Annotated in this window: 15 protein-coding genes; 8 read left to right on the top strand and 7 right to left on the bottom strand. The window is 71.4% G+C overall.

Annotated features, from left to right (window positions below; genetic code table 11):
* Window positions 1–134: 134 nt before the first annotated feature.
* Window positions 135–779 carry an SH3 domain-containing protein gene (locus SCATT_RS14970; protein ID WP_014143916.1) on the top strand — a complete coding sequence of 215 codons (645 nt, stop codon included), beginning with the start codon at window positions 135–137 and terminating at the stop codon, window positions 777–779.
* 278 nt (window positions 780–1,057) lie between these two features.
* Window positions 1,058–2,251 carry an elongation factor Tu gene (gene tuf / locus SCATT_RS14965; RefSeq protein ID WP_014143915.1) on the top strand — a complete coding sequence of 398 codons (1,194 nt, stop codon included), beginning with the start codon at window positions 1,058–1,060 and terminating at the stop codon, window positions 2,249–2,251.
* Window positions 2,252–2,468: 217 nt separating this feature from the next.
* On the opposite strand, the gene SCATT_RS14960 is transcribed toward tuf, so the two are convergent.
* The 3 genes from SCATT_RS14960 to thiC all read right to left on the bottom strand — a co-directional run bounded on the left by SCATT_RS14960 (window position 2,469) and on the right by thiC (window position 5,026).
* Window positions 2,469–2,888 carry a PIN domain-containing protein gene (locus SCATT_RS14960; RefSeq protein WP_014143914.1) on the bottom strand — a complete coding sequence of 140 codons (420 nt, stop codon included), beginning with the start codon at window positions 2,886–2,888 and terminating at the stop codon, window positions 2,469–2,471.
* Window positions 2,885–3,106, bottom strand: a complete 222-nt coding sequence (locus SCATT_RS14955) for a type II toxin-antitoxin system VapB family antitoxin (RefSeq protein ID WP_014143913.1) — start codon at window positions 3,104–3,106, stop codon at window positions 2,885–2,887. The genes SCATT_RS14960 and SCATT_RS14955 overlap by 4 nt, the downstream gene beginning before the upstream one ends.
* A 135-nt stretch (window positions 3,107–3,241) precedes the next feature.
* Window positions 3,242–5,026: a phosphomethylpyrimidine synthase ThiC gene (thiC, locus tag SCATT_RS14950; protein ID WP_014143912.1), complete on the bottom strand. Its 1,785-nt coding sequence runs from the start codon at window positions 5,024–5,026 to the stop codon at window positions 3,242–3,244.
* Window positions 5,027–5,248: 222 nt separating this feature from the next.
* Between thiC and SCATT_RS38605 the strand changes: the two genes are divergently transcribed.
* Both SCATT_RS38605 and SCATT_RS14940 read left to right on the top strand, forming a co-directional pair.
* A complete protein-coding gene (locus SCATT_RS38605) occupies window positions 5,249–5,446 on the top strand; it encodes a hypothetical protein (RefSeq protein ID WP_041824761.1) in 198 nt (65 codons plus the stop codon).
* A gap of 169 nt (window positions 5,447–5,615) precedes the next feature.
* Complete coding sequence (locus SCATT_RS14940) at window positions 5,616–7,187, top strand: SPFH domain-containing protein (protein WP_014143910.1); 1,572 nt, start codon at window positions 5,616–5,618, stop codon at window positions 7,185–7,187.
* A gap of 71 nt (window positions 7,188–7,258) precedes the next feature.
* Here the strand turns inward: SCATT_RS14940 and SCATT_RS14935 are convergent, their stop codons facing one another.
* Both SCATT_RS14935 and SCATT_RS14930 read right to left on the bottom strand, forming a co-directional pair.
* A complete protein-coding gene (locus SCATT_RS14935; RefSeq protein WP_014143909.1) occupies window positions 7,259–7,486 on the bottom strand; it encodes a DUF5326 family protein in 228 nt (75 codons plus the stop codon).
* Window positions 7,487–7,634: 148 nt separating this feature from the next.
* A complete protein-coding gene (locus tag SCATT_RS14930) occupies window positions 7,635–7,952 on the bottom strand; it encodes a cupin domain-containing protein (protein WP_014143908.1) in 318 nt (105 codons plus the stop codon).
* Between the two features lie 68 nt (window positions 7,953–8,020).
* On the opposite strand from SCATT_RS14930, the gene SCATT_RS14925 reads away from it, so the two are divergent.
* The 4 genes from SCATT_RS14925 to SCATT_RS14910 all read left to right on the top strand — a co-directional run bounded on the left by SCATT_RS14925 (window position 8,021) and on the right by SCATT_RS14910 (window position 11,360).
* A complete protein-coding gene (locus SCATT_RS14925) occupies window positions 8,021–8,401 on the top strand; it encodes a phage holin family protein (protein ID WP_014143907.1) in 381 nt (126 codons plus the stop codon).
* A gap of 116 nt (window positions 8,402–8,517) precedes the next feature.
* Entirely contained in the window at window positions 8,518–9,651 is a 1,134-nt protein-coding gene (locus SCATT_RS14920) for a cystathionine gamma-lyase (protein WP_014143906.1), read from the top strand.
* A gap of 213 nt (window positions 9,652–9,864) precedes the next feature.
* The gene (locus SCATT_RS14915) at window positions 9,865–10,749 is read left to right on the top strand and encodes a LysR family transcriptional regulator (protein WP_014143905.1); all 885 of its coding nucleotides are present in this window, start codon (window positions 9,865–9,867) and stop codon (window positions 10,747–10,749) included.
* Window positions 10,750–10,859: 110 nt separating this feature from the next.
* Window positions 10,860–11,360, top strand: a complete 501-nt coding sequence (locus tag SCATT_RS14910; protein WP_014143904.1) for an NUDIX domain-containing protein — start codon at window positions 10,860–10,862, stop codon at window positions 11,358–11,360.
* A 22-nt stretch (window positions 11,361–11,382) separates the two neighbouring features.
* Here the strand turns inward: SCATT_RS14910 and SCATT_RS14905 are convergent, their stop codons facing one another.
* Both SCATT_RS14905 and SCATT_RS14900 read right to left on the bottom strand, forming a co-directional pair.
* Window positions 11,383–12,174, bottom strand: a complete 792-nt coding sequence (locus SCATT_RS14905; RefSeq protein ID WP_014143903.1) for a pyridoxamine 5'-phosphate oxidase family protein — start codon at window positions 12,172–12,174, stop codon at window positions 11,383–11,385.
* Window positions 12,175–12,229: 55 nt separating this feature from the next.
* Window positions 12,230–13,879, bottom strand: coding sequence for a globin domain-containing protein (locus SCATT_RS14900; protein ID WP_014143902.1), 1,650 nt, complete (start codon window positions 13,877–13,879; stop codon window positions 12,230–12,232).
* Window positions 13,880–14,102: the final 223 nt, after the last annotated feature.

Here is a 14,102-nt window from a genome sequence, read left to right as displayed (position 1 = left end):
TGCGGTGCGGCGGTGCGGCGGTCACCCGTTGGCCCGTCACGCACGGCGATGAGTTGCACGCGGAAGGTCACGGACCTAGCGTCACAAGCGTCACCTCATGGCCCTCGGGCCTATTCCTCCCCAGGAGGCAGCAGATGCTTCTGCAGTCCACAATCGGCAAGGTCGCGCTCGCCGCCGTCAGCGGGGCGCTGGTCACCGCCGCCGTCGGCGGCACCGCCTTCGCCACCGACCACCCCGGTCCGCACGCGCGCCCCGGCGCCAACAACACCATGGCCCACCCGGCCAAGCACGCGCACGGCGCCATGGCGGGCCACCAGGTCTCCCGCCCGGCCGCCGGCCACCACTCCGCGATGTCCGGCCGTATGTCCTCGTCGGCCGGCCACCGGATGCCGGCCCGCGGCCACAAGATGATGGCGCAGGGCCACAAGACGACGGCCAAGGGCGACAAGCTGATGGCCAAGGGCGACAAGACGGCGATGAACGGCCGCCGGATGGACCCGGCGAACGGCCGCAAGAGCGACCCCATGACCGGCCGGGACCTCTACCGGGGCCGGGTGGAGGCCCAGAAGGGCCTGCGGATCCGCAACGAGTCCCGGATCGGCAGCCGGATGCTCGGCAGCTTCCGCAACGGCACCATGGTCGAGCTGGCCTGCCGTTCCAAGGGCAGCCCCGTCGACCGCAACGACGTCTGGTACCGCCTCGGCCGCCACAACTCCGGCTGGATCTCGGGCCGTTTCGTCAGGATCGTGGGCTCCACCCCGCGCCTGTGTCAGCGGTAACCACCGTCTCCCGGGCGACGCGCCGCACCTGACGTCCCATCAGGTGCGGCGCGTCCCCGTTCCGGGGTCCGTGGCGGCGCCGTGGTCAACCGGGCCGCGCCGACGGGCCACGAAGGTGACTCACGGCGCCCGGGTGACGTGTGAGCGGATCCATTACTGTGACCCAGAGCACTCGCCTGATCACCGCGAGGTGATCGCTGGACCCGGCGCAGTGCTGTCAACGCAAGTGAAACCCGGGAGGCGGACGGCCGTCCTGCTCCCGACCAGAGGAGGATCGCGTGGGCAAGGCGAAGTTCGAGCGGACGAAGCCGCACGTCAACATCGGCACCATCGGGCATGTGGACCACGGCAAGACCACTCTTACCGCGGCGATCACCAAGGTGCTGCACGACGCGCACCCGGAGCTGAACCCGTTCACGCCGTTCGACGAGATCGACAAGGCTCCCGAGGAGCGTCAGCGCGGCATCACCATCTCCATCGCGCACGTCGAGTACCAGACCGAGGCGCGTCACTACGCCCATGTCGACTGCCCCGGCCACGCGGACTACATCAAGAACATGATCACCGGTGCCGCCCAGATGGACGGCGCCATCCTCGTGGTCGCGGCGACGGACGGCCCCATGCCGCAGACCAAGGAGCACGTGCTCCTCGCCCGCCAGTCCGGCGTCCCGTACATCGTCGTCGCCCTGAACAAGGCCGACATGGTGGACGACGAGGAGATCCTCGAACTCGTCGAACTCGAGGTCCGCGAGCTGCTCAACGAGTACGAGTTCCCCGGCGACGACTGCCCGGTCGTCAAGGTCTCCGCCCTGAAGGCGCTGGAGGGCGACCCCGAGTGGGGCCAGTCGGTCATGAACCTCATGAACGCCGTCGACGAGAACATCCCGACCCCGCAGCGCGACGTCGACAAGCCGTTCCTGATGCCGATCGAGGACGTCTTCACGATCACCGGCCGCGGCACCGTGGTCACCGGACGCATCGAGCGGGGCGTGCTGCGGGTCAACGAGAACGTGGACATCATCGGCATCAAGACGGAGAAGACGTCCACCACGGTCACCGGCATCGAGATGTTCCGCAAGCTGCTCGACGAGGGCCAGGCCGGTGAGAACGTCGGTCTGCTGCTCCGCGGCATCAAGCGCGAGGACGTCGAGCGCGGCCAGTGCATCATCAAGCCGGGTTCCGTCACCCCGCACACCGAGTTCGAGGCGACCGCCTACATCCTGTCGAAGGACGAGGGTGGCCGCCACACCCCCTTCTTCAACAACTACCGTCCCCAGTTCTACTTCCGCACCACGGACGTGACGGGCGTCGTCACGCTCAAGGAAGGCACCGAGATGGTCATGCCCGGGGACAACGCCGAGATGTCCGTGCAGCTCATCCAGCCGGTCGCCATGGAAGAAGGGCTCCGCTTCACCATCCGCGAAGGCGGCAGGACGGTCGGCGCCGGCCAGGTGACCAAGATCAACAAATAGCGGAGGGCTGAGCGAGTGGTGGCAGGCAGAGGACCCTACCCCCACCACTCGCTCGCACGGTCACACTAAGCGAGGAGAATCCCGCACCAGAGCCTCAACATCCCGGCGCGGTCAGAAACCCCTCGCACGGGTGGCCCCGGCGACTCCCCCGCCGCCGAAACCCCGTCCTCCCCCGTTCAAGGGCCATGAAAGCAAGCACCGCACGACGATCGGGCGCCTAGCGCGGAACGTCGCGGACGCTACGTTGAAGAACGTCGGTCAGCACCCCGGCGGCGGTGACGAAGTCGTTGTCGTCGTGCAGCACGATCAACCCGTGGTAAGCCGCCGTGGCGCAGATCATCAGGTCGACGGTGGACAGCGCCCGGACAGCTCCTCCGCTTCGGGCGAGTCGGAACTGAGCCGACTCGATCCAGCCCCACATGTTCTTCGGCAGGGGCACGTCGGGGTACAGGTCGGCGAACATCTCGCCCATCTGCTCGTAATGGACGAGGTTGCGGGCGGAACGCCGGAATTCGGTGCGCTGGGGAGCGCACGACCCGATCACCCGCAGGTCGATGTCCTCTCCCCACACCTCGTTCAGATGCTGCTCACGCAGCAGGCGCCACACGGCGGTGGAGTCCGCGAGGTACCGGATCACTCCGTTTCCCGCTTCTCCGCGTCGTGGAGCTGCTGCCAGCCCTCGTAGTCCCATTCCTTGGCGGCCTCCATGTGCCGAGCACGCCGGGCAGCACGTTCGTGTCTCTCGGCGTACTCGCGGAGGGCCTCGTTCACCACGTCCTTCTTGGTCGCGCCTCCGGAGAACCGCATGGCCTTCGCCAGGGCATCATCGTCCAGGTCGATGGTTGTCACGCTCATACATGCCTCCGATATATAAGACCAACAACACCTCTGAATATAACGGCGGCCGATCAGCGGCGGGCCGGAAAACGCCGGACGCCGCCCACGGAGGTCATCCTCCGAAAGCGGCGCCCGTCGAACCGCGTGCGTGCGTCAGTCCGCCAACGGCAGGTACACCCTGTTCCCCGCCGCCGCGAACTCCTTGGACTTCTCGGCCATCCCGGCCTCGACCTCCTCCGCCGAGGCGCCGTGTTCCCGCCGGATGTCCTGCGAGATCTTCATCGAACAGAATTTCGGCCCGCACATCGAGCAGAAGTGGGCGGTCTTCGCCGGCTCCGCGGGGAGCGTCTGGTCGTGGAAGGAACGCGCGGTGTCCGGGTCGAGGGCCAGGTTGAACTGGTCCTCCCAGCGGAACTCGAACCGGGCGTCGGAGAGGGCGTCGTCCCATTCCTGGGCGCCGGGGTGGCCCTTGGCCAGGTCGGCGGCGTGGGCGGCGATCTTGTAGGTGATCACGCCGGTCTTGACGTCGTCCCGGTCCGGCAGCCCCAGGTGCTCCTTGGGGGTGACGTAGCACAGCATCGCCGTGCCCCACCAGGCGATCATCGCCGCGCCGATGCCGGAGGTGATGTGGTCGTAGGCGGGGGCGACGTCCGTGGTGAGCGGGCCCAGGGTGTAGAACGGGGCCTCCTCGCACACCTCCTGCTGGAGGTCGACGTTCTCCTTGATCTTGTGCATCGGGACGTGGCCCGGGCCCTCGATCATGGTCTGCACGTCGTGCGACTTGGCGATCCGGTTGAGCTCGCCCAGCGTCTTCAACTCGGCGAACTGCGCCTCGTCGTTGGCGTCCGCGATGGAGCCGGGGCGCAGCCCGTCCCCGAGCGAGTACGTGATGTCGTACGCGCGCAGGATCTCGCAGAGTTCCTCGAAGTTGGTGTAGAGGAAGTTCTCCTGGTGGTGCGCCAGGCACCAGGCGGCCATGATGGAGCCGCCGCGCGAGACGATGCCGGTCTTGCGGCGGGCGGTCAGCGGCACGTACCGCAGCAGCACGCCGGCGTGCACCGTCATGTAGTCGACGCCCTGCTCGGCCTGCTCGATGACGGTGTCCTTGTAGATCTCCCAGGTCAGCTCCTCGGCCTTGCCGTCGACCTTCTCCAGCGCCTGGTAGAGGGGGACGGTGCCGATGGGGACCGGGGAGTTGCGCAGCACCCATTCGCGGGTGGTGTGGATGTTGCGGCCGGTGGACAGGTCCATGACGGTGTCGGCGCCCCAGCGGGTGGCCCACGTCATCTTCTCCACCTCCTCCTCGATGGAGGAGGTGACCGCCGAGTTGCCGATGTTGGCGTTGACCTTCACCAGGAACCGCTTGCCGATGATCATCGGCTCGATCTCCGGGTGGTTGACGTTGGCCGGAAGTACGGCCCGGCCGGCCGCGATCTCCTCGCGCACCACCTCGGGGGCCACGCCCTCGCGCAGCGCCACGTACTCCATCTCGGCGGTGATCTCGCCCCGCTTGGCGTAGGCGAGCTGGGTCACCGCCTGGCCGTCGCGCCCGCGCCGGGGCAGCCGCGGACGGCCGGGGAAGACCGCGTCGAGGTTGCGCAGCCCGCCGCGCGGCGCGGTGTGCTTGAGGCCGTCGTCCTCGGGGCGCGGCGCACGCCCCGGATACTCCTCGGTGTCGCCGCGCGCGATGATCCAGTTCTCGCGGAGCGGGGCCAGCCCGCGCCGCACGTCGGTTTCCACCTGGGGGTCGGTGTACGGGCCGGAGGTGTCGTACAGCGTCACGTCCCGGCCGTTGGTGAGGTGCACCCTGCGGACCGGCACCCGGATGTCCGGCCTGCTGCCGGTGAGATACCCCTTGTGCCAGCCGATCTGCCGCTCGCCGCCGCCGTTGTCCGAGGACGACCCGGAGACAGGCGTGTGTGCATCCTGCATGGTCATGAGACCCACTCCCTACGCCGGCATTACCCGGTAACAGGTTCAGCGGTCGGCGCAGCGTCCTTCAGCGCCCTCTCAGCCCGGTGCTCCGAGCTCCCGCGATTGCAAAGGTGCCTCACACGCTAGCGGGTGGGACGGCCACGACGCCAGGGGCCCCTCCCGGGCGGCCGGTAGCGGGGACCGGCGGGGCGGGCGCTTGCGGCCCGCGCGCGCTACGCTCCGCGCATGGAAGGGTCTCAGGGACGGGTGACGGGGACGGTCGGCCCGGGGCTGGTCGGCGAGGTGATGGTACGGATCCGGGGCGGCGCCGAGCACTTCCTCGCCTATCCGGCGGTCCCCGGCGAACGCATCGAGCCCGGCACGCCGGTGGTGATCGTCGAGTACCAGGCGCCACGCACCGTTTACGTCGCCGCGGTGGTGTAAACGCCGGAGGCGGTAACGGTCCGAAGTCTTCTTGACGTCAAGATTTCGACAACAACGCGTCAGCGTCTTCCGGTGGTTGTTGCACGGGAGCAGACTCCCTTCGCGGTCCCACAAGGGGGCCGCGCGTCGGCCCCGCTCGGGGGCCGTTGTTCGTAGGGGGCAGGTGCCGATGGTCATCGGCGTCGCGGCGGGTGCTGCACTCGTCGCTGTCATTGTTCTGATCACGCTCTTCAAGCTCTGCTGGCGGGTCGCGGAGCCCAACGAGGCGCTGGTCATCTCCGGTTCCAAGCACCGCACCGAGGGGCTGGAGGAGGGGCTGGGCTTCCGGATCGTCACCGGTCGCGGAACGCTCGTGCTCCCCGGTCTGCAAGCCGTCCGCAAGCTGTCGCTCGACCTCAACGAGGCCGATCTGCTGGTGGACTGCGTGACCAAGCAGGGGATCCCGCTCAAGGTCCGCGGCGTGGTGATCTTCAAGGTCGGCGACGACCTGGTGTCGATCGCCAACGCCGCCCGCCGTTTCCTGGACCAGCAGAAGATGATGGGCGACCGGGTCCACAACGTCTTCGCCGGTCATCTGCGGTCCATCGTGGGCGGGTTGACGGTCGAGGAGATGATCCGGGACCGCGAGAAGCTCACCGCGCAGACCCGTTCCGCGTCGGGCACGGAGATGGAGAAGCTCGGGCTGATCGTGGACTCGCTCCAGATCCACGAGATCGAGGACCCCACCGGATACATCCAGAACCTGGCCGCGCCGCACGCCGCGGCCGTCCAGCGGGACGCCAGGATCGCCCAGGCCGAGGCCGACCGGCTGGCCACCGAGGCCGAGCAGCAGGCGTACGCGCTGATGGCCGAGGCGGCCCGGGACAGCGAGATCCTCAAGGCCGGCTACCAGGCCGAACGGGACAAGGCCGCAGCCGCCGCCAAGCAGGCCGGACCGCTGGCCGAGGCCGCCGCCCGCCAGGAAGTGGTGGTGCAGGAGACCCGGGTCGCCGAACTGGAGGCGCACCGCCGGGAGATGCAGCTCCAGGCCGACGTGCGCAAGCCCGCCGACGCCAAGGCGTACGAGAAGCGCACCCTTGCCGAGGCCGAACGCGACGCGCGGATCTCCGCCGCCCAGGCCAACGCCCAGGAGACCGAGCTGGCCGCCGCCGCGGAGGCGACCCGGGTGAAGACCGCCGCGTCCGCGGAGGCGGAGGCCACCAAGGCGCGCGGTCTGGCCAAGGCCGACGCCACCCGGGCCACCGGTCAGGCGGAGGCCGCCGCGGCCCAGGCCCACGGGCTCGCCGCCGCGGAAGCCGCCAAGGCCAAGGGGCTCGCCGAGGCGGAGGCGGCCAGGGCGAAGGGTCTGGCGGAGGCCGACGCGATCAAGGCGCGGGCGACGGCGCTGGCGGAGAACCAGGACGCCGTGGTGGCCCAGCAACTCGCCGAGAAATGGCCGGAGATCGTCAAGGCCGGCGCCGCCGCCTTCGGCAACGTGGACCACATGGTGCTGCTCAACGGCGCCGACGGGATGGCGGACATGTTCGCCAAGGCGCTCACCATGGGCGGCACTGGACTGGGCCTCGCCCGTCAGCTGATCGCCGCGATGAACGCCCCGGGCGACACCGCGGCGGCCGGCCCGGCGAAGGACGCCGGGAAGACCGCCGGTGCGGGCACCGCGGTCACCCCGGCGACCAGGCCCAACGGAAGGCCGGCGCGCGCCGAACGGGTGCCGCTCCAGGACGACGCCGGCACCGTGTGACCCGTACGGCCGGTCTGCCGGCCACGGCGGGACGGCCGTCACGGTCGTCCCGCCGCCGGTCCCGGCGGCGGCTACCAGTCCCGGGACGAGGACGACGACGTGAAGCGCTTGACCAGGTAGACCAGGCCGCCGACGAGGGCAGCGAAGAGCACCACCTTGAACAGCAGGCCGAAGACGAAGCCGATCAGGCTGGCGATCAGCCCGCCGAAGACGATGACCGCGATGACCGGCACCGCGATCCACTTCACCCACCACGGCACGCCGTCGAAGAACCCGTTCCCGTTGCCCTTGCCGCTCATGTCCGACTCCCTCCGCCCCCTGCGGGCTTCCCTGTCGTCGAGCTTACGGTCGGCACCGCCCGCCGCGGAGGTTCCGCGGACCCCATAGCCCCCTGATCGGACCCTTAAGGGACCGGCGTCCGCGTCCCTGGCGGCGGGCCGCCGCGGGTCACCCCTCGGGTGGCGAGAAGACCACGAGAACCCGCAGATCCTCGGTGATGTGATGGAAACGGTGCGGGGTGTTCGCCGGTACGTAGACGACGCTGCCGCGCGCCACGTGGGTGGTCTCCTCACCGACCGTGATCGACGCCCGGCCGCTCACCACCAGGTAGATCTCGTCCTGGGCGTGCGGGCCCTGCGGGTCGGTGCCGCCGGCCGGCAGCGCGTACAGCCCCGCCGACATGTTCCGCTCGCGCAGGAAGCGCAGGTAAGCACCGTCGTTCGCGGCTCGCTCGGCGTCAAGATCGTCCAGCCGGAACACCTTCATGCGCCCGCTACCTCGCCTTCTCCCGCCCGGTGCCTTGTCACCGGGGTCGCTTCTGCGACCATCCCAGCATGAAGCGATTCGTAGTCAAGACGCTGGCCAACGCCGTGGCGCTGGGGGTGGCGGTCTGGCTCATCAGCGGGATCACCCTGACCGGGACGAGCACCGGCCGCAAGGTCCTCACCCTGGTGCTCGTCGCGCTCGTCTTCGGGGTGGTGAACTGGCTGGTCAAGCCGATCGTGAAGGTGCTCTCCTTCCCGCTGTTCGTCCTCACCCTCGGGCTGTTCACGCTGGTGGTGAACGCCTTGATGCTGCTGCTGACCTCCTGGCTGGCGGGCCGGCTCCACCTCGCCTTCCATGTGAGCGGGTTCTGGGCGGCGCTCATCGGCGGCCTGATCGTCAGCGTGGTCGCCTGGGCGATGCACATGGTGCTGCCCGACGAGGACGACTGACGCCCCCTCCGCCCCGCACGGCGGCGTAGGGCAAGGTTTCACGTGAAACACCGCACGGGCCACCCCGGCCCCGACCGGTGTTTCACGTGAAACACGACCGCCCCGAGGAGGCAGCGATGACCGGACCGCAGGCGTCGGCAGGAGACGGCACCCGCAGCGTGCACGCGGGCCGGCCGCCCGCCGAGGCACACATGCCCTCGCTCCCCGGTCCCACCTTCGTCTCCCACTACCACCTGCCCGGCGACGTCCTCGCGCCCTACGGCTACGGGCGGGACGACAACCCGACCTGGACCCTGCTGGAGGAGGCCGTCTCCGCGCTGGAGTCCCCGGAACGCCCCGCGTCGACCGTGAGCTTCGCCTCCGGCATGGCGGCGGTCGCCGCGGTGCTGCTCTCCCAGGTCCGCTCCGGCGACACCGTGGTGCTCCCCTCCGACTGCTACCAGGCGACCCGTTCGCTCCAGGGGCGCCTGGAGTCCTACGGGGTCACCGTGCGGCTCGCCGCGACCGCCGGGGACGCCCAGCTGACCGCGTTGGACGGGGCCCGGCTGCTGTGGATCGAGACCCCCTCCAACCCCGGGCTCGACGTGTGCGACATCCGCCGGCTCGCCGACGCGGCACACGCGGCCGGGGCCCTCGTCGCCGTCGACAACACCCTGGCCACCCCGCTCGGGCAGCGCCCGCTCGACCTCGGCGCCGACTTCTCGGTGGCCAGCGGCACCAAGGCGCTCACCGGCCACGGGGACCTGCTGCTCGGTTACGTCACGGCGCGCGATCCCGAGCTGGCGGACTCGGTACGGCTGTGGCGCAAGACCGTGGGCGCCGTCCCCGGGCCGATGGAGGCGTGGCTGGCCCACCGTTCGCTGGCCACCCTCCAGCTCCGGGTGGACCGGCAGGCGGCCAACGCGCTCGCCCTCGCGGCGGCGCTGCGGGAGCGCCCCGAGGTCACCGGCCTGCGCCACCCCGGCCTGCCCGACGACCCGGCGCACCGGATCGCCGCGGCGCAGATGCGCCGGTTCGGCTCGGTGGTCTCCTTCACGCTGCCCGACCAGGCGCACGCCGAACGCTTCCTGGCCGCGCTGCGGCTGACCGCCGAGGCCACCAGCTTCGGCTCGGTCACCAGCACCGCCGAACGCCGTGCCCGCTGGGGCGGGGACGCCGTGTCGCCGGGGTTCATCCGCTTCTCGGTGGGCGTGGAGGACGCCGAGGACATCGTGGCCGACGTGCTCCGCGCGCTGGACGAAGCGCGGTGACACCGTCCCGGAACACCGAAAGACGGTGGCCGGAGCCTCCCCCCTCGTGGCTCCGACCACCGGTCGCGTACGCAAGCGACGCGATGAACAAGGCTAGTTGACTCTGCGTCAGTGTCCAATCACAGTTGGACCGACGAGCTATCGGCATATTTATACGTGGTGTTGCTCAGGGCAATCGCCACCGGACGACGCGTGCCCGAAGGAGGGGAACCCATGGATCTGGCCCTGCTGCGCACCTTTCTGGCGGTGCACCGGGCCGGCTCTTTCACCAGGGCCGCTCAGCTTCTCGGCCTCTCCCAGCCCGCCGTCACCGGGCAGATACGCAACCTGGAACGCCAGCTCGGCCGCCAGCTCTTCCAGCGGCTGCCGCGCGGCGTCACCGCCACCACGGTCGCCGACGAACTCGCCCACAAGGTGGCCCCGCACCTCGACGCCCTCCACCGGATCACCGAGAACGAGCTGGACGGCGCCTCACCGGAACGCACCTTGCACCTGGCCGGCCCCCCGGAGTTCCTCACCACGCGGATCGTGCCCGCCCTCGCCCCGCTCACCGGCCCGGGCCTGGCGTTACGCGTGGCGCTCGGCGGCGGCGACGAAGCCCTGGCCGGGCTGGCCGACGGCCGTCACGACCTGGCCGTGGCCACCATCCGCCCCCGCGCCCGGCTGCTGCACGCCACCCCGCTGTGGGACGAGGAGCAGGTGCTGGTGGCCGCGCCCTCCTGGGCCGGACGCATCGGCTCCCCGCGCGGCGAACCCGGCGAGCTGGACGGCATCCCGGTGGTCGGCCACGAGGAGGAGCTGCCGATGCTCGTCGGCTACTGGACGGAGGTCTTCGGCAGCGCCCCCAGCGCGGTGGCCACCGTCATCGTCCCCGATCAGCGCGGGGTGCTGGAGTGCGTCCGCGCCGGGGCGGGCATGGCCGTGCTGCCGCGCTACCTGTGCCACGACGCGCTGGCGGCCGGGGAGATCACCACGCTGGTGGAGCCCGCGTTGCCCCCGCTGCGCACGTACTACCTGGTGGTACGGGCCGGCACGCTGGCGTTGCCGCATCTGTACCGGGCCCACCGGCAGTTGCTGGACGCCGCCGCCACGTGGTGAACGCTTCGGTGGCGTACGCCGGAGCGCCCCGCCCACCGGCTGGACGGCCGTGTTCCGATTGCCCCCCGCCACCGCGTTTCACCAGGGCCGCGTCGCGGCATGGTCCCTGCATGCCAGCCGATCTGCGGGGCCACACCACACGGCCGGTGGTCAAACGGACCGCCCGCGCGATCCTGCTCGACAGCGCCGACCTGCTGCTGATCAAACGCACCAAGCCCGGCCAGCCCCCGTACTGGATCACCCCCGGCGGCGGCGTCGAACCGGAGGACGCCACCGTCGTTGACGCGCTCCACCGCGAGGTGGACGAGGAACTGGGCGCCAAGGTCACCGACGTCGTACCGGCCTTCGTCGACACCGTCGAGCACGTCCGCGAGGACGGCGCCTGCGGGGTGAAGGTCCAGCACTTCTTCGTGTGCCGCCTGGAGTCGATGGACCTCAGCCGCCGCCACGGCCCCGAGGTCGACGAGCCCAGCGGGGAGTACGAGGTGGTCCGGGTGCCCTTCACCCGTGCCGGGGTGGCCTCGGTCGAGGTCGTGCCGCCGTCGCTGCGGTCCTACCTCGACGCCAACATCGAGGGGGTACGGGCGCTGCTCGCCGGCGACCTCGGCTGAGCCGGCCCCGTCCGCCCCGGGGTCAGCCGAACCAGCCGCGGAACCCGCCGTCCTCGTCGCCGGGTCCGTCGGCGTCCCGCCGGCCGGGGCGGGCCCGCTGCCAGGCCCGCGCGAGCGCCCGTTCCGCCTCGCGCCGCCAGACGTGCCGGTCCGGGAGCGGCGCCTGCGGGGGCAGGGACATCGCCCGGTACGCCGCCGTGCGCTCCCGTTCCGCCCGGGCCTCGGCCGCCGCGCCGAAGTAGTCACCGCCCTTGCGTCGGACGTCGTCGGTGCCCCACGCCCGCTCGCCGTCGGGCGGGGTCCGCGTCCGCCCGGGGTCCTCCCGCAGCGGCGCCTTGACCAGCCGCGGGATGTGCTTGGAGCAGTGGATGTACGCCTCCAGCACCTCGACCCGCACCCACACCCGGGCCCGGCGGCCGGGCACCGGGTCCACCGGCAGGTCGGGGTGGAGGCAGCGCGCGGCCTCGTCGGAGACCACCTGGGCGCGGCCGTTGACGTGCAGCCCGACGCGGTCCCGGGCGAAGTCGATGAGCAACATGCCGACGTGCGGGTTCTCCCGGATGTTGCCGAGCGAGGCCATCACGCCGTTGCCGCGGTACTCGGGGTACATCAGCGTCTTGTCGTCCAGCACCCGCAGGAAGCCCGCGGGACCGGCCCGGAACGAGGAGTCGCACTCGCCGTTGCGGTCGGCCGTGGACAGGAAGAACATCTCCTGGGCCCCGATGAACTCCCGCATCCGCGCGTTGAGCCGGTCGCGCACCTGGTCCTGGTAGAACCGGTCGGCCCGGTCCACGGTGCCCAGTTCCCGCTGCACCAGGTGTTCCCCGTCGCTGCCAGGGCGGTCCGGCCGGAGGCCCGGGTGGTATGGGTCAGGGGTCAACTTCTCTCCCGAGTGGTGATCCTGGCAGGCCCGGGCCTCGGCCGGTGACCAGTTCGTCGAGCGCGTCGTGGCGGATGCGCTCGGTGGGCATCCCGGTGGCGACCAGGGCGTCCACGCCGCCGCGGATCATCCCCGGCGGCCCGGACAGATAGGCGACGTAGGAGGGCCACGGTCCGTGTCTGCGCACCATGTCCGGCAGGTCGCCGACGAGCCCGGCCCCGCCCGCGGAGACCACCGGACGCACCGAGAGCCAGCGGTGCCGCTGCGCCAGCCGGACCATCGTGTCCAGGTCGTAGAGGTCGTCGTCGTGCCGGGCGCCGTAGAAGACCTCCACCGGGCGGGCGCGGCCGTGTTCGGCCACGTCCTCCACCAGCGCCTTGATCGGTGCGATGCCGGTGCCGCCGCCGAGGCAGAGCAGCCCGTCGTCGCTGGTGTGGTCCACCACCATCGAGCCGGCCGGCGGCCCCAGCCGGATCACGTCGCCGGGCCGGGCGTGGTGCACCAGCGCGGTGCTGACCCAGCCGGCCGGCACCGCCTTGACGTGGAAGGTCAGCAGCCCGTCGGGGCGGGGCGCGGAGGCCGGTGAGTAGTGCCGCCACACCCGGGGCCACCACGGCGTCTCCACGGCGACGTACTGTCCGGCCCGGAACGGGTACGGCTGGTCGGGGCGGACGGTGATCACCGCGATCTGCGGGGTACGCAGTTCGTGGCCGACCACCTCGGCCTGCCACCAGGCCGGTGCGGTGCGCTCGTCGCGGGCCGCGGCGTCGATCATGATCTGCGAGATGGTGGTGTACGCCCGTACCCAGGCGGCCTCCACCTCCTCGTTCCACATCTCGGCGGCGTACCGGGAGAGCGCCCCGATGAGCGCTTCGCCCACCGCCGGGTAGTGCTCGGGCCGGGTGCCGTACTTGCGGTGGCCGCGGCCGAGTTGGGAGAGGTATTCGGTGAGCCGTTGCGGCTGGTCGGCCAGGCGGGCTGCGGTGACCAGCGCGGTGAACAACCGGTCCCGCTGCACGTCCATCGCGGCCGGGAACAGCTCGCGTATCTCGGGGTGGGACAGGAACAACAGGGCATAGAAGTGCGAGGTCGTGCGGTCGGCGATGGGCTCGACGACGGCCATGGTGCGGCGGATGAGGTCGGCGTCGGTGTCTTCCCGCGCGGTGGCCGGGCGGGACGGAGCCGGGGCCGGGGCCGGTGGGGCCGCGGTCGGGGGCCGGGTCGGAGGCGGCGGGGCGGTGGCCGAGCGGGCGGCCGAGGAGAAGGCCGCGGCCGACGAGACCGTGGTCGCGGACGTCCGGGTCGCTGCGGCCGGGTTGGCGGGGGCCGCGCCGAACCAGGAGGCACCGGTGGCGCCACGGCCCGGGGCGTGCGGCCCGCTGCCCGGTGACCCTCCCTGTACGCCCTCGGGTTCACCCTCCCCGCCGGTCATCGGCTCCGGCCCGGTCCCGTCGCCGTCGGCCGGCTCCGGCTTGGCGCCGGTCGGCCGGGCGGGGCTGAACCAGCTCCAGCCGCCCGCGTCACCCGGCTCGTCGCGGCCGGGGCCGGCGCCCCGGTGCGCCGGAGGGGCCGCCGGTGCGGAACGGCCCTCGCCGGACCCGGTCTCCCGGTCGGCCGGTCTGGTGGTCAGAGCGTCCATCGCCTGCCTCGCCTCGCACATCTCCCGGTCGGTTTCCCCGCGTCCGTGTCATGGCAGGCCCGCTCTTCCGCGCTATCCGCGGGACGGGACGGTCGCGATACGCGAGTTCCGCGCCGCGGGGACGATCTGCCTTTCCGTTCCTCGCCGGGCACCGGAGGGATGAAAGCGTGGCACAGGGCACGGACGCTTCGGACGGACAACCGGAAAGCCGGGCAGGGGCAGA

The organism is Streptantibioticus cattleyicolor NRRL 8057 = DSM 46488 (genome assembly GCF_000240165.1).
Taxonomy (GTDB): domain Bacteria; phylum Actinomycetota; class Actinomycetes; order Streptomycetales; family Streptomycetaceae; genus Streptantibioticus; species Streptantibioticus cattleyicolor.
The sequence above is the reverse complement of the archived record's forward strand: the minus strand, read 5'-3'. Positions and strand labels throughout refer to the sequence as shown.